At 60.1% G+C, this 19,374-nt stretch carries 16 protein-coding genes; 9 read left to right on the top strand and 7 right to left on the bottom strand.

Annotation, left to right across the window (positions count from 1 at the left end; genetic code table 11):
* Window positions 1-160: 160 nt before the first annotated feature.
* Window positions 161-421: a DUF3077 domain-containing protein gene (locus ACZZZU_RS06360; protein ID WP_463550094.1), complete on the bottom strand. Its 261-nt coding sequence runs from the start codon at window positions 419-421 to the stop codon at window positions 161-163.
* A gap of 357 nt (window positions 422-778) precedes the next feature.
* Window positions 779-1,402: a cell wall hydrolase gene (locus ACZZZU_RS06355; RefSeq protein WP_463550093.1), complete on the bottom strand. Its 624-nt coding sequence runs from the start codon at window positions 1,400-1,402 to the stop codon at window positions 779-781.
* A 283-nt stretch (window positions 1,403-1,685) separates the two neighbouring features.
* On the opposite strand from ACZZZU_RS06355, the gene ACZZZU_RS06350 reads away from it, so the two are divergent.
* Window positions 1,686-2,219, top strand: a complete 534-nt coding sequence (locus ACZZZU_RS06350) for an AAA family ATPase (RefSeq protein ID WP_463550092.1) — start codon at window positions 1,686-1,688, stop codon at window positions 2,217-2,219.
* Window positions 2,220-2,372: 153 nt separating this feature from the next.
* The gene (locus tag ACZZZU_RS06345; RefSeq protein WP_463550091.1) at window positions 2,373-2,882 is read left to right on the top strand and encodes a hypothetical protein; all 510 of its coding nucleotides are present in this window, start codon (window positions 2,373-2,375) and stop codon (window positions 2,880-2,882) included.
* A 40-nt stretch (window positions 2,883-2,922) separates the two neighbouring features.
* Here ACZZZU_RS06345 and ACZZZU_RS06340 read toward each other — a convergent pair whose 3' ends face one another.
* The 5 genes from ACZZZU_RS06340 to ACZZZU_RS06320 all read right to left on the bottom strand — a co-directional run bounded on the left by ACZZZU_RS06340 (window position 2,923) and on the right by ACZZZU_RS06320 (window position 8,314).
* Window positions 2,923-3,138, bottom strand: coding sequence for a hypothetical protein (locus ACZZZU_RS06340; RefSeq protein ID WP_463550090.1), 216 nt, complete (start codon window positions 3,136-3,138; stop codon window positions 2,923-2,925).
* Window positions 3,139-4,035: 897 nt separating this feature from the next.
* Window positions 4,036-4,851, bottom strand: a complete 816-nt coding sequence (locus ACZZZU_RS06335) for an IS3 family transposase (RefSeq protein WP_463552112.1) — start codon at window positions 4,849-4,851, stop codon at window positions 4,036-4,038.
* Window positions 4,852-4,890: 39 nt separating this feature from the next.
* Complete coding sequence (locus ACZZZU_RS06330; protein ID WP_463549367.1) at window positions 4,891-6,060, bottom strand: integrase core domain-containing protein; 1,170 nt, start codon at window positions 6,058-6,060, stop codon at window positions 4,891-4,893.
* A gap of 482 nt (window positions 6,061-6,542) precedes the next feature.
* Window positions 6,543-7,571 carry a sensor histidine kinase gene (locus ACZZZU_RS06325; protein WP_463550089.1) on the bottom strand — a complete coding sequence of 343 codons (1,029 nt, stop codon included), beginning with the start codon at window positions 7,569-7,571 and terminating at the stop codon, window positions 6,543-6,545.
* Window positions 7,571-8,314, bottom strand: a complete 744-nt coding sequence (locus tag ACZZZU_RS06320) for a response regulator (protein WP_463550088.1) — start codon at window positions 8,312-8,314, stop codon at window positions 7,571-7,573. The genes ACZZZU_RS06325 and ACZZZU_RS06320 overlap by 1 nt, the downstream gene beginning before the upstream one ends.
* 365 nt (window positions 8,315-8,679) lie before the next feature.
* Here ACZZZU_RS06320 and kdpF point away from each other — a divergent pair, with 365 nt between their 5' ends.
* From kdpF to ACZZZU_RS06285, 7 genes are all read left to right on the top strand, one after another.
* A complete protein-coding gene (gene kdpF / locus ACZZZU_RS06315) occupies window positions 8,680-8,769 on the top strand; it encodes a K(+)-transporting ATPase subunit F (protein ID WP_108097287.1) in 90 nt (29 codons plus the stop codon).
* Window positions 8,770-8,779: 10 nt separating this feature from the next.
* Entirely contained in the window at window positions 8,780-10,477 is a 1,698-nt protein-coding gene (gene kdpA / locus ACZZZU_RS06310; protein ID WP_463550087.1) for a potassium-transporting ATPase subunit KdpA, read from the top strand.
* 12 nt (window positions 10,478-10,489) lie between these two features.
* Window positions 10,490-12,535, top strand: a complete 2,046-nt coding sequence (gene kdpB, locus ACZZZU_RS06305) for a potassium-transporting ATPase subunit KdpB (RefSeq protein ID WP_463550086.1) — start codon at window positions 10,490-10,492, stop codon at window positions 12,533-12,535.
* A 23-nt stretch (window positions 12,536-12,558) separates the two neighbouring features.
* A complete protein-coding gene (gene kdpC / locus ACZZZU_RS06300) occupies window positions 12,559-13,110 on the top strand; it encodes a potassium-transporting ATPase subunit KdpC (protein ID WP_463550085.1) in 552 nt (183 codons plus the stop codon).
* Between the two features lie 444 nt (window positions 13,111-13,554).
* Complete coding sequence (locus ACZZZU_RS06295) at window positions 13,555-16,200, top strand: DUF4118 domain-containing protein (RefSeq protein WP_463550084.1); 2,646 nt, start codon at window positions 13,555-13,557, stop codon at window positions 16,198-16,200.
* A complete protein-coding gene (locus ACZZZU_RS06290) occupies window positions 16,197-16,892 on the top strand; it encodes a response regulator (RefSeq protein ID WP_463382310.1) in 696 nt (231 codons plus the stop codon). Before ACZZZU_RS06295 ends, ACZZZU_RS06290 begins: the two co-directional genes overlap by 4 nt.
* Window positions 16,893-16,985: 93 nt before the next feature.
* The gene (locus ACZZZU_RS06285) at window positions 16,986-18,803 is read left to right on the top strand and encodes a monovalent cation:proton antiporter-2 (CPA2) family protein (RefSeq protein ID WP_463550083.1); all 1,818 of its coding nucleotides are present in this window, start codon (window positions 16,986-16,988) and stop codon (window positions 18,801-18,803) included.
* Window positions 18,804-19,374 lie beyond the last annotated feature (571 nt).

Here is a 19,374-nt window from a genome sequence, read left to right as displayed (position 1 = left end):
GAGTAGAGCCCGTGTTTGGGATGGCGGGCCGGTAGATGGGTAATACACAGCTCAAATGGAAATGAAGATGGGCGTTAGGGAAGATCTGGTGTTGTCAGGCAGATGGCTCGCACAAAAAAGGGGATCAACGATCCCCTTCGTGGCGACACGGTCTAAGCGCCTACGGCTTCACAACGCCCTCGCCGTGCGTGGCCGCGTTGACCAACGCTTTAGCCATTTCGCTAAGCGTCTGGATGATGCCCGACTCCAAATTTTTATAAACAAACGCATCCGCCGCGGCGACGGTTTGCACGTACAGCATCAAGTCGCCGGCGCGCTCCAGCGCATCTGAAACGGGCACGCCTGGGTTAACGGAAAACAGCGCGGCGCCGTCCATGTGGTCGAAGGGTTGGTAGGTGGTGACAGCGATTGGGTTGTTCATCCAGATAGAACTCCTATGCAGTTGAGGCGTAACTCCTTTCGCGACCAAGCAGAAGGGAGGCAGCTGTACGCAGGTTGGTCGACCGGGCATAGGAACCGGCACACCCGAAGGTGTCCCACGCACAGCTGCCATAAAGCAGGCAGAAAAAAACGCCTGACTCTTATAGCAGACGCTTGTGCGCCTAATGCAGCCCGGCGACCAAACCGGCTTCGCTGATTGTTCAGCGATGACGAACTGTAGCGGGCGGGGGTGGGGAAAATATGTCGGCTGCGGCGGGCAGGGGCGAAGGATGCAGGGCGCGAAATCGAGAAGATGCAAACAAAAGGGACAGTCCCCTTTGTTGCTCTACCCGCGCCGCTAACGTGCCGCCACGCTCTTGGGTTTGTAGAACTTGAAACTGCCAATCTCCTTGGTCTTGATATAGGTCTTGGACCAGTCCACCGAAGCGCTGCGGTCGTGGAAGAACAGCGCTCCATTGGTGCGGTCGGGCAGTTGCTGGTTGAGGGCTTTGCGGGCGATCTCCTTGGCGACGGCGTAGCGGCTTTCTTCCTCGACTTGATCGGGTCGACCGTCACACCACCAGGAAAACTGACAAGGGCTTTTTTCCGAGCCCTGCTTGACCACCGCGCAGACCGTATCGGGAAACTCCTTGCGACCGAGGCGGTTGAGCACCACATTCGCCACGGCCTCCATGTCCTCACTGGCACCGCCCTTGGCTTCCCAGTAAATCGTGCGCGACAGGCAGGTGATGGCGTCGTCCATGGGCGCCTTGCCAGCGGGGTCGACGGCCTGGACTTCGGCTTTGCTCAGGGGCGACGTCTGCGGGGCAGCGTTGAGGCTGTCCTTGTCGGCGGCTTTCTGCTCCAGTACTTCGGCTTTGTCTTCGGCGGCGGCTTTTACCGCTGGCTGGACTTCGGCGGCTTGGAGTTGGGCCACCCACAACACCAGGCTGATACCAATGATTTTTGAGAGGAGGTGCATGATCGGTTCTTCCTGTTAAACCGCATGGCAGTGAGAGCGCCGAGCACAGTCTGCGCACAAAGCAGACAGCCTAGTTCCGTTTTATTTCCCATACGATGTGCTGTACGCACCGCAGCGATCACCGTTCGGAAAAGGGGACAGATTTATTCAGTAGCTCTAATTACAGTCGTTTAATAAATCTGTCCCCTTTTGCCCTTTTGCCCTTTTGCCGTCCCCTTTTGCCGCTTTAACACGCTGCAGAACCCGTCATAATCGTTGGCCAATTTTGCGGCAGGAAAGCCCCATGCAACGGATTGTGATTGTGGGAAACGCCGGTAGCGGAAAATCCACGCTAGCCCGCGAGCTGGGCCGACGCCTTAGTCTGCCGGTGGTGCACCTCGATAAACTGTTCTGGCAACCCAACTGGGTCGAGCCCGATGCTGAACAATTTCGCCAGCGCGTTCGCGAGGCGGTGGCTCGTGATGCCTGGATATGTGAAGGCAACTACCCGCGGCGGACCTTCGACCTGCGCCTGCCGCGTGCCGATCTGGTGATCTGGCTCGACACGCCGCGCATCACCTGTCTGCGCCGCGTACTGATCCGCAGCGCGCTAAACCGCCCCCGCCCCGATATGCCGGCCGGCTGCCGGGAGAAAATCGACCGCGAATTTCTAACGTTTTTGCGCTACGTCTGGCATTTCGACGCAAGCTATCGGGCCGGAATCGAGGCGGCTCGGCTGGCGGTAAACCCGCAGGTGCCGGTTGTTCATTTGCGCGGCGTGCGGCAGGTGGCGGCATTTGTCCAGGCGGTGTCGTTGGGTAAGGCTTGGCGTGGTTAGTTCATTCGGCAGCAGGGCCGCAGTTAGTCCCCTGCCGAAAAAAAGAGGATGGCTTTGTAAATAACTCCAAATTAGAGCTGTTTAATAAATTGTCCGCTCTGTTCTAGTTTAATTAATGGCTGCGATATTATTTCAAATAAAAAAGGTGCTCGTTTGATAAGTAAATTTTTAGATTTTGATTCATCCTACTTCAAGGTTTTTGTGCTGGTTTGGGGGGGGATGATGACGGCTTTCTACGCCCAGCATTTTGTTTTTTTAGAATGGGAACAGCTAGCTGTGCCTTTGATGTTTTTTTGTCGCGGTAACCTCGGTGTCGATAGGTCGTACGCGCCATCAATGATTTGGGCTTTTTTAGTGCCAGTTATATTGGTTTTTATTTTTATCCGGTGGGGGAGATTTGAAACCAAGATTGAGAAGAGACATCCTAGTGGAGCCAATATGACTGCAGTGTTTTTTTTATGGGGGCTGCTTTGTTTGTTTTTTTGCTTTTTCCTTATCCCATGCGGTGTTTTTTCCAGCGACGGAATGGGAGGGGCGAAATTTGGTTATGTTGTTCTTGTTTTAAGCAGGAAGAGCTTTATATTTTTCTCCTTGCTTTATTCGATGTTGATGAGTCATTTTTATTATTGCAGTGTAAGTTTTATGAAGTCACAAGGGAGGTGAGAAGAAGAATAAGGGGGCGGATTTATTAAACAGCTCTAATTTAGAGTCGTTTAATAAATCTGTCCCCTTTTGTTGGCTCAGACGTAAAGTATCGGCCGGCAGGCAGGCGAGCGTCGCGCAGGCTCTCGAAGAACTGCGCATCACAACGAGAGAGTTCGGTGAGCAGTTGTTCGGGAGTAGTGATGGTCTGAGCCTGGACGACACCGGCAGCGGCGACGGCGAGTAAAGCAACGCCGGAAAAAACAGAGCGGAACATTTGAGATCATCCGTGAAATAGGAACGAAGGTTTTCGGCTTAGGAAGCGCGAACTTTAGGAGCACAAGTCTGCGGGGCATAACCCTTTTTTTGGCTGGAAGCACACATTATACCGAACGTCCGCTTCTGGCCCTAAGTGTGTAAAAACGTCCGAGCAGAATGGATACGCGCGCATCCGCTTAAAATCTGACATTTATCGACACCCTGGCAGATGCGTCAACAAAGGCGACAGATTTATTAAATAGCTCCAATTTAGAGTCGTTAATAAATCTGTCCCCTTTGCTTGGTACTTGGACGACTTGTTATAAGAATTCACTTCGCACGAAAATACCGTATAAGCTCACTTACTTTTGTGGATGCATAAAAAATTAAGACTGAACAAGCTATAGCAGCTGCAGTCGGGCCGATGGCGTTTATACCTACTACGATTTGTATATATATAGATATGAACAAGAAAAGGATTGTGTAGCTTATGGTGGTCTTATTGAATGCGGCGAGCAATAGCGGAACTATTGAAATGAGAGTTGAGTGAGCTGCAATGGTTAAAAGTATCTCCATAATCAGTCGAAGAGGAATTTCGAGAAATTTTGCTTGCGCAATAGCAATCAAGGGACCGTACAAAAGTATCTGCAACGTCCCAACGACAGCTGCACTGATTCCAATAAAGGGTAAGGTTGTTTTTTTCGTAATATTCATTGTACTTCTACTGGCTCCTATAATCCTTATTAAAAGCATCGTTATTGTATAGCATTCCTTGCTACCCGCTAAAACGGTACTGTCTTGGATCCTATCATGGCAAATGCGGAACCGAGCAGAAAACAAAGGGGACAGATTTATTAAACGACTCTAAATTAGAGCTATTAAATAAATCTGAACCACCCCCGATTTCTCGGACATTTTAATTAGGCACTTCATTCATCGCACTGAACTCCAGCGGTGTGCAGTATCCCAGGGCGCTGTGTATCCGCTGGCGGTTGTAAAAGACTTCGATGTAATCAAACACCTGAACGCGTGCCTGGTCACGGCTTGCGAAGTCTTCGTGGTGCGTCAGTTCTTGTTTCAACGAGCCGAAAAAGCTCTCCATAACGGCGTTGTCATACGGCATACCCTTGCGGCTGGTACTAACCACTAGCTGTTCGGTTTCAAGTTGCTGCCGGTATGCGTTGCTGGTGTATTGCACGCCTTGATCGCTGTGGTGAATCGTTTCTTGCGCTTGCCTGCGCCCTTGCAAGGCCATGTTTAAGGCTGCGCTGGCTAATTGTTGGTCCGCTCGCTCGCCCATTGCCCAGCCCGCGATTCGGCGGGTGTACAAATCCAGTATTGCCGCCAAATACAACCAGCCCTGACGAGTCGGTATGAAGGTTATGTCCGCTACCCAAACTCGATCACGACCGGGGCTGACAAATGGCCATTTCAATTTGTTTGGTGCAACTGCCTGACGTTGATAAGGCGCTCTTGCGTGCACATAACGCCGCCGACGGCGGCTCTGGATCTGGTTGATCTGACGTAACCGTTGCACGCGATTTCGCCCACACGTCTCTCCCTTTCTACGCAGCGCATGCCATATCCGCTCTGTTCCATAAGCCTCTCGACTTTGCGTATGCAGCAGCCGTATTTGGCTCAACAGTCGAACGTTTTCTAGGTTGCGGGCGCTTGGTTTACGTCCGGCCCAAGCGTAGTAACCACTGGTGGAAACCGAGAGCACTTGGCACATCTTGTACGAGACAACCACATGGGTAACAAAAGTGTTCAATCACATGGGTGACACTTTCAAGGATAGATACCCATCCTTCTGCTCCCTTTCGTCCAGCCTACCTATCACAACCGGGCCGAAATGAACGGCCCAAAGATCATCGCCAATTTGCTCCAGCCCAATTAGTTCGTGCCTTAAAAGATACCCCACATAAATGCGCATACCGTGGCGATTGATGATCCCGCTGCAGTCGGCCCGGTGCGGTTCGACATAGCCAGGATATGTCGGCTCCGGCAAGCGTTCCGGGTATGGCCGTGGCGAATTCTGGTAATGGGTTTTGGGCGTGCTCTGGTTTAGCGCTTCGTGCGGCCGCTGCTCATTGTAATTATGACGAAACAGGTCGAACTGCCTTTGCTGCTCCGCCATATGCGCAGAACAGGGGTGAGTGACGGCCCGTTTCAGCGTCCGATGCATACGTTCGTGGCGCCCATTCTGTTCGGGGCGGCCAGGTGCTATTCGTTCAGGAATGATGCCCAGCCGTAGCCACCAAATGGAGAGTTGGCTTAGACCTGTTTTGCCAGCGCTAGCGAAGGGGGTGCCGTTGTCTGTTCGCAGGCGCGAAGGTAATCCGTAGCAGCGAAACAAATCTTCGAAAGCCGACTTGGTCTCCTTTAGCCGTGTGCCGGACATGCCTTCGCAAGCCAGCAGAAAACGACTGGCGTGATCCATCACCGTCAACGGATAACACCACTTCCCGTCCTGAGTCAGGAACTGACCTTTGTAGTCGGCGCTCCAGAGTTCATTAGGTTCGTTGGTCGATTTAAGCGGCTTTGGATAGCTAGGTACCCGCTTACGAAGCCGGCGGGGCGTGACCAATCCCGCCTGTTTGAGGATGCTGTAGATCGTGGTCCGGGAAGGACTTTGCCCAGGATATCGCTGCTCCACGAGTGCCTGGATCTTCTTCGGCCCCAGTTCAACCGCAGATCGGCGCCTTAGATCAAGGATGTACTCGCGGATAACAAATGGCGTGCACACCTGTTCGCGACGCCGCCGACTTTGCTCAGCCAACCCCTCCATGCCGGCTAAGTTGTAGCGTTCCACCCACTTGTAGCCGGTCTTTCGACTGATGCCGAAGTGCTCGCACAACGCAGTGAAGCTGCTGACCTGCCTGAGGTAATCAGCAATGAACAACACTTTCTCGTCCATAGGTTTCAGTTCTCGCCACGGCATGAGGGCACCCTCCTGAGGGAGACCCCATTAGGTTAAAAACTGTTACCCATGTGGTTGAACTGATTTGTTACCTATGTGGGTGAGTCGTACCAGCTAGACCTTTTGGTTACTTTTGTGGCAATGACAAAAGTGACTCGCGCGTAAGGCGCGAAACAAAACGTTCAGCGCACGCGGTAATGAAAACCGCCGCACTTCACAGCGGTGTACGGCTGGAAACTCTGGATCCCCGCGTGCGCGAGGATGACGGGTGTTTGGTTGAGATGCGCGTAAGGCGCGAAACAAAACGTTCAGCGCACGCGGTAATGAATACCCCCGCCCGTGCCATATGCATACGGCTCAAGATTCTGGATTCCCGCGTGCGCGGGAATGACGGGGGGTTGGTTGAGATGCGTGTAAGGCTCCAAATTCTGGATCCCGAATTGTCGGACCACCGCCTGCGCGAGGATGACGGTGGGTTGGTTGAGATGCACGTAGGGCTTGAACTACGAGATTCCCCGCGGCAACCTCAACACACAGGTCAACCCGCCGCCCGGCGTCTCTTGCAACTCAATATCCCCCCCTTGCCGCTGCGCCGCCTCGCGCGCAATCGTCAACCCCAACCCCACGCCACCCGAATCCCGATTGCGCGACCCCTCCACCCGAAAAAACGGCTCAAACACACATTCCCGCTGCTCCGGCGCAATACCCGGCCCGTGGTCACACACATGCACTTCTACCGCCGTAGGCGAGTCGACCAACACCACCCGCGCGTGCCCCGCATAGCGCAGTGCGTTGTTGAGCAAATTGCTGATCGCCGAGCGCAACGCCAACGGCTGCACCCGCAACGGCGCGCAATGCCCGTCAAGGGTGACGTCGTCGCCTTGGTCCTGGGCGTTTTCGGCCAGCGACTCCACCAGCGCCTGCACGTCGAACCACTGCAACGCCTCGGTCGCGCGCTGTTCGTGCAGGTAGCGCAAGGTGGCGTCGAGCATGTCGATCATTTCTGAAAGGTCTTGCCCCATGCGTTCGCGCAGGTGGGCGTTGGGTACTTGTTCCAGGCGCAGTTTCAGGCGCGAGAGCGGGGTGCGCAGGTCGTGGGAGACCGCTGCCAACATGCGCCCGCGCTGTTTAACCTGCTCGCGGATACGCTCTTGCATGGTGTTGAACGTGCGCGCGGCGTTGCGTGCTTCCAGTGGGCCTTCTTCGGGCAGCGGCGGGGCGTCGAGGTTTTCGCTCAGGCGTTCGGCCGCTTCAGACAAGCGCTGAATCGGCCGGCTCAGCAGCCGCGCGCCAAACCAGGCGGCGACTACCAGCGTCAGCATTTGCGTAATCAAGGGCACCAACGGCCCATTCAACGGCCCTAAACCGGGGCGCTGCGGTGGGCCCTGGCCGGCGCGGTGTTCGGGCGGCGGGCCGGGTGGTTGCGGGCCGCCGTAGTAGCTGAACCAGGCGAATGCGAGCAAATGGGCGAGCACGATAGACAGCAGCAACATGCCAAACAGGCGCGCAAACAGGGTGTTGGCCGAGCGCATCAGCCAATCTCGCGGGCGTCGAACAGGTAACCCTCACCGCGCACGGTTTTGATCAGCCGCGGGCATTTCGGGTCGTCGCCCAGCTTCTGCCGCAGGCGCGAGACGAGCAGGTCGATGCTGCGGTCGAACGCTTCAATCGAGCGACCGCGCGCGGCGTCCAGCAGTTGCTCGCGGTTGAGCACCCGGCGCGGCCGTTCGAGAAATACCCAGAGCAGGCGGAATTCGGCGTTGGACAGCGGCACCACCAGCCCGTCGGGCGCGTGCAGTTGGCGCAACACGCCGTTGAGTTGCCAGTTGTCGAAACGGATGCTGTTGCGCTCATCGGTGCGCGGCGGCTCACGGTCGTCGCGCACACGGCGCAGGATGCTCTGGATGCGCGCCACCAGCTCGCGCGGTTCGAAGGGCTTGGCCATGTAATCGTCGGCGCCCAGTTCCAGGCCGATGATGCGGTCGGTGGGTTCGCAGCGGGCAGTGAGCATGAGGATGGGAATGTCGGAAGCACTGCGCAGTTCGCGGCACAGTTCCAGGCCGTCTTCGCCGGGCAGCATCAGGTCGAGAATCACCACGTCAAAGCGGCTCGCGGCCAGCGCTTTGCGCATGCCGGAACCATCGCCGACGGCCTCGCTGCTGATGTTGAAACGGGTCAGGTAACCGCTGAGCAGCTCGCGCAGCTCGACGTTGTCATCGACGATCAGCGCGCGCGTGGTACGTGAGCGGACGTCCCGTTCATTCAAGGCTTCCATCGGGCGTGAGCTCCGTAATTCGTGGGACGGGTGGCAAGCGGGCGCCATGCTGAGGGTGAGGCGTATCGACAACATGTCGGTACTGTATCCGGGCTGATACAAAGCGTAGCCGGGCAATACACAATCCGAAAACGTCTCCGATCAAGCTCCCTCGCCCCTCGGGGAGAGGGTTGGGGTGAGGGGGGCGGTTGCGTTTGCCTTGCGCTCACCCCCAGCCCCTCTCCCGCGGGCGGGAGAGGGGAGCAGAGCCGTTGCGTTTTTTACGGGTTCTTTACGCCCAAGCCCGCCTTCGCATCTCGTCCCTTTACGCCCCCCTGCGGACAATCCTCCCTAAGCGGCAGTCGCCGTATGACGGAGAAATATCCATGCATCTTCTGGACGGGTTGTCCCTGCTGTTGGCCAGCGGACTGTTCATTTACCTGCTGGTTGCGCTGTTGCGCGCCGGGCGTAGTTGAGGAGCCGGCAATGGACAGTCATGTCGTTTTACTACTGGTGGCGTTTTTCACCCTGGTGCTGTTGCCGGCGCCCTGGCTGGGGCGCTTTTTCTATCGGGTGATGGAGGGCGAACGGACCTGGCTTGCCCCGGCGTTGCAGCCGGTGGAGCGCTTCAGCTATCGCGTTGCGGGCGTTGATGCCCGGCAGGAGCAGGACTGGAAGGCTTACGCCTTGTCGCTGCTGGCCTTCAATCTGGCCGGCTTGCTGCTGTTGTTCGCCATCTTGCTGCTGCAAGGCGTGCTGCCCCTGAACCCGCAGCATATGCCGGGTCTGGAGTGGACGCTGGCGTTCAACACGGCGGTGAGCTTTGTCACCAACACCAACTGGCAGGCCTACAGCGGCGAAGCCAGCTTGAGTTATTTCAGTCAGATGGTCGGCCTTGGCGTGCAGAACTTTGTCAGCGCTGCCACCGGTCTGGCTGTGCTGGTGGCGCTATGCCGTGGCATCTCTCGTGGTTCCAGTCAGACGCTGGGCAACTTCTGGGTCGACCTTACCCGCGGCACGCTCTACGTCTTGCTGCCGCTGTGCATTGCGCTGGCCGTGTTTCTGGTCTGGCAGGGTGTGCCGCAAACCTTCAGCCATTACCTGGACGCCACCACCCTGCAAGGCGGCGAACAAAGCCTGCCGTTCGGCCCGGCTGCCAGCCAGATTGCGATCAAGCAACTGGGCACCAACGGCGGCGGCTTCTTTGGCGTGAACTCGGCGCACCCGTTCGAGAATCCGACGGTGTGGAGCAACTTGTTCGAGATGGCCTCCATTCTGCTGATTCCAGCCGCGCTGGTATTCACCTTCGGCCACTACGTCAAAGACCTGCGCCAGAGCCGCGCGATTCTCGCCTGCATGCTGATTCTGCTGGTGCTCGGCGTGGGCGTGACGCTGTACAGCGAGCTGCAACCGAACCCGGCACTGGCCGGCCTGAACATCGAGCACAGCGGCTCGCTGGAAGGCAAGGAAAGCCGCTTCGGCATCGGTGCGTCGGCGCTCTGGGCAGTGGCGACCACGGCGGCGTCCAGCGGCTCGGTGAATTCCATGCACGACAGCTTCAGCGCCTTGGGCGGCATGGTGCCGATGTTCAACATGATGGTCGGCGAGGTGATTTTCGGCGGCGTCGGTGCCGGCCTGTACGGCATGTTGCTGTTCGTGCTGATCGCCGTGTTCCTCTGCGGCCTGATGGTCGGCCGCACGCCGGAATACCTCGGCAAGAAACTCGAAGCCCGTGAAGTGCGCCTGCTGGTGCTGACCTTGCTGGTCATGCCGCTGGGCGTGCTGGTGCTGGGCGCGCTGACTGCCGTGCTGCCGTTTGCCAACGCCTCGGTGAGCAACCCCGGCGCCCATGGCCTGAGCCAGATTCTTTACAACTACACCTCGGGCACCGCCAACAACGGCTCGGCCTTTGGCGGCTTCAGCGCGAACACGCAATTCCACAACCTGATGCTCAGCCTGGCCATGTTGCTTGGCCGCTTCGGCTACATCCTGCCGGTGTTGGCGATTGCCGGCAGCCTGGCGGCCAAGCGCCGGGTGCCGGTGGGGCAGAACAGCTTCCCGACCCACGGCCCGCTGTTTGTCAGCCTGTTGATCATCACCATTTTGCTGGTGGGTGGTTTGACCTTCCTGCCGGTATTGGCCCTGGGGCCGGTGGCCGAACACCTCAGCCTGCTCGGTCATTAATTAGGAATCGCCATGAACGCCAAGACTCAACCCTTGCAAGTACCGAGCGCGCCGGCCACGCCGCGCAAGCAGTGGCAGGCGGCGATGGTGCAAGCCTTCGTCAAACTCGACCCGCGCCAACTGGTGCGCTCGCCGGTGATGCTGGTCGTGGAACTGACCGCCATTTTCACCACCGTGTTGTGCGCCTTGCCGGGCCAGCCGGTGCCGACTTTTATTGCCGTGCAAATCGCCGTATGGCTGTGGTTCACGGTGCTCTTCGCCAACTTCGCTGAAGCCCTCGCCGAGGGTCGCGGCAAGGCCCGCGCCGACAGTTTGCGTGCCGGCACCCAAGGTCTTTCCGCACGCCGCCGCTTGCAAAACGGCAGCTTCGAAACCGTGCCCGCTGCCTCGCTGCGCAAAGGCGAAGTAGTGCGGGTGGAAGCCGGCGAGCTGATTCCCGGCGATGGCGAGGTCATCGAAGGCATTGCGGCCGTGAACGAGGCGGCGATTACCGGCGAATCGGCGCCGGTGATCCGTGAATCCGGCGGCGACCGCTCGGCCGTCACCGGCAACACCCGCGTGGTCTCCGACTGGCTGCTGGTGCGCATCAGCGTCAACCCTGGCGAGTCCACGCTGGACCGCATGATCGCCCTGGTGGAAGGCGCCAAACGGCAGAAAACCCCTAACGAAGTGGCGCTGGATATCTTGCTGATCGGCCTCACGCTGATCTTCCTGCTGGTGGTCGTCACCTTGCAGCCGTTCGCCATTTACTCCGGTGGCGCCTTGCCGCTGGTGTTTCTGGTGGCGCTGCTGGTGACGCTGATTCCCACCACCATCGGCGGACTGTTGTCGGCCATCGGCATTGCCGGTATGGATCGTCTGGTGCGTTTGAACGTGATCGCTAAATCGGGTCGTGCCGTGGAAGCAGCGGGCGACGTGCATGTGCTGCTGCTGGATAAAACCGGCACCATTACTTTCGGCAACCGCCGTTGTAGCGCGCTGTACGCCGCGCCCGGCATTACCGGAAAAGCCCTGGCTGAAGGCGCACTGTTGGCCTCGCTGGCCGACGACACGCCGGAAGGCAAATCCATTGTCGAATACCTGCGCGGTCTGCACCCGATGAACGAGCCGGTGCGCGAGGCGGTGCATGCCGTGCCGTTCAGCGCCGAAACACGCTTGTCGGGGGTCGACTTCGAAGGGCATATCTACCGCAAAGGCGCAGTCGATGCGTTGCTGGCCTTTATCGGCATGCCACGCAGCGAGATGCCAGCGGTGCTTTCCCGAGAAATCGACAAAATCGCCCAGAGCGGCGGCACGCCCTTGCTGGTGTGTGCCGACGGCAAATTGCTCGGCGCCATCCATTTGAAGGACGTGGTGAAACCCGGCATTCGCGAGCGCTTTGCCGAGCTGCGTCAGCTGGGCATTCGCACCGTGATGGTGACCGGCGACAACCCACTGACCGCCGCCGCCATCGCCGCCGAAGCGGGCGTGGACGACGTGATTGCCGAAGCCACCCCCGAGAAAAAGCTGGCGCGCATTCGTGCCGAGCAGGCCGACGGCAAGATGGTCGCCATGTGCGGCGACGGCGCCAACGACGCCCCGGCGCTGGCCCAGGCCGACGTCGGTATGGCCATGAACGACGGCACCCAAGCCGCCCGCGAAGCCGCCAACCTGGTGGACCTCGACTCCGACCCGACCAAGCTGCTCGACGTGGTGCAGGTGGGCAAGGAACTGCTGGTGACCCGTGGCGCGCTGACCACCTTTTCCATCGCCAACGACGTGGCCAAGTACTTCGCCATTTTGCCGGCACTGTTCACCAGCATTTACCCGCAACTGGGCGTGCTTAACGTGATGCACCTGCAGAGCCCGCAGAGCGCGATTTTGTCGGCCATCGTCTTCAACGCCTTGATCATCATCGCCCTGGTGCCGCTGGCTCTGCGCGGAGTGCGGGTGGAAGCCGTGGACGCTGCCAGCCTGCTGCGCCGCAACCTGCTGATTTACGGGGTTGGCGGGCTGGTGGCGCCATTTGTGGGCATCAAGTTGATCGACCTGTTACTGACCAGTATTGGCCTGGCGTGAAGCCAGGTTTTTGGAGAAACGAAATGAACAGCTATGTGCGTCCTGCGGTAAGTCTGATTGCCTTGATGACCGTACTCACCGGCGTGGCTTATCCGCTGGCAGTCACCGGCGTGGCCCAACTGGCCTTCGCCGACCAGGCCAACGGCAGCCTGATTCACGACAGCCAAGGCCGCCTGCGCGGCTCCAGCCTGATCGCCCAGCCATTTGACGGCGCCCAGTGGTTCCAATCGCGCCCTTCGGCCGGTAGCTTTGCCACCGTTTCCAGCGGCGCCAGCAACCTGGCCCCGAGCAACCCGGCGTTGCGTGAACGGATAGCCGGCGACAGCGAAAAACTCGCCGTGGCCGGGCAGGGCGCGGTGCCCATGGCGCTGGTCACCACCTCCGCCAGCGGCCTGGACCCGGACCTGCCGGTGGCGGCGGCGCAGTACCAGATCGCGCGGATTGCGGCGGCGAGGAATATCGATGGCAAGGCGCTGGAGCGGTTGATTGAACAGAACGTTAGCCGGCCGCTGATTGGGCCGGCGGTGGTGAATGTGTTGGCGTTGAATAGGGCGCTGGCTGGGGAGGGGGAATAGACGTAGGGTGCGCGGGGGTGAGGGAGGTTTTTCTTCCTTTCACCGTCATCCCCGCGCAGGCGGTGGTCCGACAATTCGGGATCCAGGCTTTCGGATGGAACGGTGTCAGTCGCAACATTCTGGATTCCCGCCTTCGCGGGAATGACGAAGGTTTCTCTACTTTCACCGTCATCCTCGCGAAGGCGGCGGTCCGACGATTCGGGATCCGGAATTTTGGATAGATCGGTGTCAGTCGCAACATTCTGGATCCCCGCGCAGGCGGGGATCCAGAGTTTTGGAAGGATCGGTGTAAGTCGCAACACTCTGGATTCCGAATCGTCGGACCGCCGTCTGCGCGGGGAATGACGGAGGTCTTTCATACATACACCGTCATCCCCGCACGCGCAAAAGAGTGAAAAAAGATTGTTCTTCAAATAACCGCAACATCCCACCCAACGGAGCCCCATGAGCAACAGCGAACGCGCCGACGCCCTCCTGGCAGCGGTCAACAGCGCCAACGGCCGAGGCCGCCTGAAGGTATTTCTCGGTGCCGCCCCCGGCGTCGGCAAAACCTACGCCATGCTCCAGGCCGCCCAGGCCCAGTTGCGTCAGGGCGTGGACCTGCGTGCCGGCGTGGTGGAAACCCATTCCCGCGCAGAAACCGAAGCCCTGCTGGTGGGCCTGCCGCAACAGCCGTTAAAACGCCTCGATTACCGCGGCATGCAGCTCACCGAACTGGACCTCGACGGCCTGCTGGCGAAACCGCCAAAACTGGTGCTGGTCGACGAACTCGCCCACACCAATGCCCCCGGCAGCCGCCACGCCAAGCGCTGGCAGGATGTGCAAGACCTGCTCGCCGCCGGCATCGACGTGTACACCACCGTCAACGTGCAGCACATCGAGAGCCTGAACGATCAGGTGCAGTCCATTACCGGCGTGCACGTACGCGAAACCGTGCCCGACTGGGTGCTGCAAGAAGCCTACGAATTGCTGTTGATCGACCTGCCGCCGCGCGAGCTGTTGGAGCGTCTGCGCGATGGCAAGGTGTATGTGCCTGAACAGGCGCGTGCCGCCATTGATGCGTTTTTCAGCCAGACCAACCTCACCGCACTGCGTGAGTTGGCGATGCAAACCGCCGCCGCGCGGGTGGATGCCGACCTTAATCAGGGCTATCGCCAACTGGGCCAGGAAGCGCCAACCGTGCGTGGTCGGTTGCTGGTGGGCATTGATGCCGACGCCCAGGCCGAGCGCCTGGTGCGCCATGCCTGCCGGGTGGCCGAGCGTCGGCATTTGCCCTGGAGCCTGGTGCATGTCGACACCGGCGCCGCCCGTGACGAACAGGCCCGTGCGCGGTTGCAAGCCGCGCAGCAATTGGCCGAGCGCCTGGGCGGCGAAGTGGTGAGTCTGCGTGCCGGCGAGGTGGCCAAAACCTTGATTCAACATGCCGCCGAGCGCCGCGCCAGTCTGATTCTGGTGGGCCGCAGCCGTCAGCGCTGGCTCGGTGCCGGCGTCGCGCAGCGCTTGTTGCGCCATGGCGACGGCCTGGAAATCAGCGTGCTCGATAGCGACGCCGTGCCACGCACGCGTACGCAGCGGGCGCGTCATCCGTTGCAACGTGGCGATTACGTATTGGCCGTGGTTGCCACCGCCGTGGCTACGTTGGTGGCCTGGGCGGTGGCGCAGGTGTTGCCGCTGCCGAATATTTCTTTGGTGCTGCTGGCCGCCGTGCTGCTGGTGGCCGTGCGCACCAGTTCCGGCCCGGCCTTGCTGAGCGCGGTGCTGTCATTCCTGGCTTACGACTTCCTGTTTATTCCGCCGCATTTCTCGTTGGCCATTCACCGCCACGAAGATGTGCTGACGCTGCTGTTCTTCCTGCTCATGGCGGCACTCACCGGCAACCTCGCCGCGCGTCAGCGTCGGCAATTGCGGGCGCTGCGTGAAACCCAGAGTGAAACGGCGGCGCTGCTCGACCTGTCGCGCAAGCTCACCGCCGCCACCGACCGCCAGGCCGTAGTGCTGGCGGCGAGTCAGCAGTTGGCGAGTTGGACCGATGTGGATGTGTGCCTGCTCGGGCGCAGCGACGAGGGCATGTGGAAAGTGGAGGGCGGTGTGTCGCGCCTGCTCAGCGATGCCGAGCGCATGGCCGCCGAATGGGCCTGGCAGCATGATCAGGCCGCCGGCCTGGGCACCGACACCTTGCCGAGCGGGCGATGGTGGTGGTGGCCGTTGTCGGGCGAAGACGGGCCGCTGCTGTTGCTCGGCGTCAGCCCCAAAGACCAGCAGCCGCTGGCCATGGAGCGTCGGCGTTTGCTCAGCGCGCTTGGCCAGCCGCTGGGCCAGGCCTTGGCCCGCGCGCAACTGGCGCAAGACCTGGAGGCCGCGCGCCTGCACGGCGAAACCGAACAGCTGCGCAGCGCCTTGCTGGCCTCGGTGTCTCACGACCTGCGCACGCCGCTCACGGCCATGCGCGGGGCCATCGACAGTTTGCTGACCCTGGACGGCCAGTTGCCCCACAGCGATCGCATCGAGCTGCTGGAAAGCACCCGCGATGAAGCCGAACGCCTGGACCGCTACATTCAAAACCTGCTGGACATGACGCGCCTCGGCCACGGCAGCCTTAAGCTGGCGCGTGACTGGGTAGCGCCGGTGGATATCGTCGCCAGCGCCCTGCAACGCCTGCGCCCGCTGCTGGCGCCGTTGCAAGTGGAAACGGAAGTGCCGGCCGAACTGCCACTGCTGTGGGTGCACGCGGCGCTGATTGAACAGGCGCTGATCAACGTGCTGGAAAACGCCGCACGCTTTTCGCCGGCCCACGGTCGCTTGCGCGTGGCGGTGAGCAGCGATGCCAGCGAGCTGCGCATCAGCGTCAGCGATCAGGGGCCGGGTATTCCCGAGGCCGAGCGGGCGAAGATTTTCGACATGTTCTACACCGCCGCCCGAGGCGACCGGGGCGGGCAGGGCACCGGTTTGGGCCTGGCCATTTGCCAAGGCATGCTCGGCGCCCATGGCGGCCGCGTGACGGTCGGCGACGGTCTGGATGGGCGCGGCGCCAGCTTGACCCTACACTTGCCGCTGCACCCGCAACCGTCTGCCGATAACGACCTCCTATGACCAGCAACCCCAGCACCATTCTGCTTATCGACGACGAGCCGCAGATTCGCAAATTCCTGCGCATCAGCCTCGCCGCGCAGGGCTACAAAGTGATCGAAGCCGCCACCGGCACCGAAGGCCTGGCACAGGCGGCATTGGCCAAGCCGGATTTGTTGGTGCTCGACCTCGGCCTGCCGGACATGGACGGCCAGCAGGTGCTCAGCGAGGTGCGCGAGTGGTCGCAGGTGCCGGTGCTGGTGCTGTCGGTGCGCGCCGGCGAGGGCGAAAAGGTCAAGGCGCTGGATAGTGGCGCCAACGACTACGTGACCAAACCGTTCGGCATTCAGGAATTTCTTGCCCGTGTGCGCGCCTTGTTGCGCCACGCTCAAGCCGGCGACGCCCCGCAAGCCTCGGTCAGCGTCGGCCCGTTGACCGTCGACTTCGCCTACCGTCGCGTCACCCTGGACGGCCAGGACATCAACCTGACGCGCAAGGAATATGCGGTGCTGGCGCAACTGGCGCAGCACATCGGTCGCGTGGTCACCCAGCAGCAACTGCTCAAAGACATCTGGGGTCCGACCCACACTGAAGACACTCACTACCTGCGCGTGGTCGTTGGCCATTTGCGCCAAAAACTCGCCGACGACCCGGCCAACCCGCGCTTTATCAGCACCGAAGCGGGCGTTGGCTATCGCCTCAACACCTCGTCCTGACGCAAGCGGCCATTAGTCGCCGTGCACCTGCGGTGTTTTTTGCCGATAATCCCTGCCCCGGCCAATGGCCGATCAGCAAATGGGAGCAAAGGCGTGGAGCACGGCGATAGTTTTCTGCAGTCAGGGGTGGTGTTCCTCCTGGCCGCAGTGTTGGTGGTGCCATTGGCCAAGCGCCTGCAATTGGGCTCGGTGTTGGGCTACCTGCTTGCCGGTGTGCTGATCGGCCCGTCGGTATTGGGGCTGATTGGCCAGCCGCAAAGCGTTGCGCAAATTTCCGAACTCGGGGTGGTGTTGCTGCTGTTTATCATCGGCCTCGAACTGTCGCCACGTCGGCTGTGGGTGATGCGCAAATCGGTGTTTGGTGTCGGCATGGCGCAAGTGGTGTGCAGCGCTTTGTTAATCGGCGGCATCGCCTATGCATTTTTCGATCAAGCCTGGAACAGCGCGGTAATTCTCGGCTTGGGCCTGGCCTTGTCCTCCACCGCGTTCGGGCTGCAAATCCTTGCCGAGCGCAAGGAACTGAACAAACCCCACGGTCGCCTGGCATTCGCCATTCTGCTGTTTCAAGACATCGCCGCCATTCCACTGATTGCCCTGATTCCAATGCTTGGCAATGCCCATGGCACGTCGTCTGGCGATGAAATCAGCCAGCTCGCGAAAATCATCATCAGCATCGCCATCGTCGTGGTCGGCGGCCGCTACCTGCTGCGCCCAGTGTTCCGCGTAGTGGCAAAAACCGGCCTGCGCGAAGTGTCCACCGCCACGGCGCTGCTGGTGGTTCTGGGCACCGCCTGGCTGATGGAGCTGGCGGGTATTTCCATGGCGCTCGGCGCCTTTCTCGCCGGCCTGCTGCTGGCTGACTCCGAATACCGCCACGAACTGGAAGCGCAGATCGAACCGTTCAAAGGCTTGCTGCTCGGCCTGTTCTTTATGAGCGTGGGCATGACCGCCGACTTCGCCCTGATGATGCGCGAACCCTGGGTGGTGCTGGGCTTCACCGCGATTCTGATTTGCGCCAAGTTGCCGCTGCTGTTCGCCCTTGGCCGCTGGCTGGGCGAGCTGGACCGGCGCGCCGCGCTGTCGTTGGCCGTGGTGTTGGCGGCGGGCGGCGAGTTCGCCTTTGTGGTGTTCAACATGGCGCACCAGAACGGCCTGTTCAGCGACCGCTTGCTGGGGCTAGTGGTGCTGTCGATCACGCTGTCGATGGCTATAACGCCGCTGTTGCTGCTGGCCATCGCCGCGCTGTGCAAACCGCAGCCGGTACCCGAACGCGAAGCGCCGGAGGAATACAGCCAGTTCGACGCCGACGCCCCGCGCGTGGTCATCGCCGGCATGGGCCGCATGGGCCAGATCATCGCCCGCGTACTGCGCGCCCAGCGCGTTAGATTCGTGGCGCTGGACACCTCGGTGGAAAGCGTCGAATACCAGCGCAGCCTCGGCAGTATGTCGATCTTCTATGGCGACCCGCTGCGCCCGGAAATTCTGCATGCCGCCCATGTCGACAAGGCTGAGCTGTTTATCGTCGCCACCGACGACCCGGAAACCAACATCGAAACCGCGCGCCTGGTGCGCAAGTTGTACCCACACCTGAAAGTCATCGCCCGCGCCCGCAACCGCCAGCATGTGCACCATTTGGTCGACCTGGAAGCCACCGCCGTGCGCGAAACCTTTCACTCCAGCCTGGAAATGGGCCGCTTGATTTTGCTGCAACTGGGGCTGACCAACGAACAAGCCGAAGCCCGCATCCGCCGCTTCCAACGCCACGACGAAGAGGTGCTGCGCCAACAGCACTTGGTTTACAACGACGCGGCGAAAGTGAACCAGACAGCGCGCGAGGCGCGGGCGGAACTGGAGAATCTGTTTGAGGCGGATTTGGTGGAAGAGCGGGCGGTGCGGGGGGATTTGTCGTAAGGGCCGGTGCAGTTCGGAATGCAGAACTTCGGAAGAATTGCATTTCCCTGACAGATACTGGATCCCCGCGTTCGCGAGGATGACGGAGGTTTTGAGGGCTGGCTCAGTTGGCCTGACGAATCGCAGCAGTACGAACCCCCCCAACAAAACACCCGTCATTCCCGCGAAGGTGGTGGTCCGACAATTCGGAATCCAGAATTTAGGATTAGTCGCATTTCCTTGGCTCACTCGAGATCCCGAATTGTCGGACCACCGCCTACGCGGGAGTGACGGAGGCCTTGGTAGGAGACTCGACAACGGCCCCAATGTTTACCCCACCCAAAACTAAACATACTCAGATTTGAATTTAACCCCCCATCCCCCTTATGTGACTCTCCAAGCATCTGTTTACAGAGCCTTTCTTTTGAGCACTTCGCTTCCCATCGAACTGGCATTCTGGGCCTTGTGGCACTGCCGCCATGCCCGTCCGCCAGACGCCGCTTCTCTCTGATCGGGCCTTAGCCCGCTACGTGCCCCGCGCACGTTTCCTGTATCGCCAGCGCCCAGCCGAACGCCAACAGAAGTGGCGGTT

This window comes from Pseudomonas sp. AC136, from assembly GCF_979258585.1.
The sequence above is the reverse complement of the archived record's forward strand: the minus strand, read 5'-3'. Positions and strand labels throughout refer to the sequence as shown.

Coding starts and splice junctions, on each gene's coding strand:
- ACZZZU_RS06360 (WP_463550094.1), bottom strand. CDS start 421: ATGAACAACCCAATCGCTGTCACCACCTACCAACCCTTCGACCACATG.
- ACZZZU_RS06355 (WP_463550093.1), bottom strand. CDS start 1,402: ATGCACCTCCTCTCAAAAATCATTGGTATCAGCCTGGTGTTGTGGGTG.
- ACZZZU_RS06350 (WP_463550092.1), top strand. CDS start 1,686: ATGCAACGGATTGTGATTGTGGGAAACGCCGGTAGCGGAAAATCCACG.
- ACZZZU_RS06340 (WP_463550090.1), bottom strand. CDS start 3,138: ATGTTCCGCTCTGTTTTTTCCGGCGTTGCTTTACTCGCCGTCGCCGCT.
- ACZZZU_RS06335 (WP_463552112.1), bottom strand. CDS start 4,851: ATGTGCCAAGTGCTCTCGGTTTCCACCAGTGGTTACTACGCTTGGGCC.
- ACZZZU_RS06330 (WP_463549367.1), bottom strand. CDS start 6,060: ATGCCGTGGCGAGAACTGAAACCTATGGACGAGAAAGTGTTGTTCATT.
- ACZZZU_RS06325 (WP_463550089.1), bottom strand. CDS start 7,571: ATGCGCTCGGCCAACACCCTGTTTGCGCGCCTGTTTGGCATGTTGCTG.
- ACZZZU_RS06320 (WP_463550088.1), bottom strand. CDS start 8,314: ATGGAAGCCTTGAATGAACGGGACGTCCGCTCACGTACCACGCGCGCG.
- kdpF (WP_108097287.1), top strand. CDS start 8,680: ATGCATCTTCTGGACGGGTTGTCCCTGCTGTTGGCCAGCGGACTGTTC.
- kdpA (WP_463550087.1), top strand. CDS start 8,780: ATGGACAGTCATGTCGTTTTACTACTGGTGGCGTTTTTCACCCTGGTG.
- kdpB (WP_463550086.1), top strand. CDS start 10,490: ATGAACGCCAAGACTCAACCCTTGCAAGTACCGAGCGCGCCGGCCACG.
- kdpC (WP_463550085.1), top strand. CDS start 12,559: ATGAACAGCTATGTGCGTCCTGCGGTAAGTCTGATTGCCTTGATGACC.
- ACZZZU_RS06295 (WP_463550084.1), top strand. CDS start 13,555: ATGAGCAACAGCGAACGCGCCGACGCCCTCCTGGCAGCGGTCAACAGC.
- ACZZZU_RS06290 (WP_463382310.1), top strand. CDS start 16,197: ATGACCAGCAACCCCAGCACCATTCTGCTTATCGACGACGAGCCGCAG.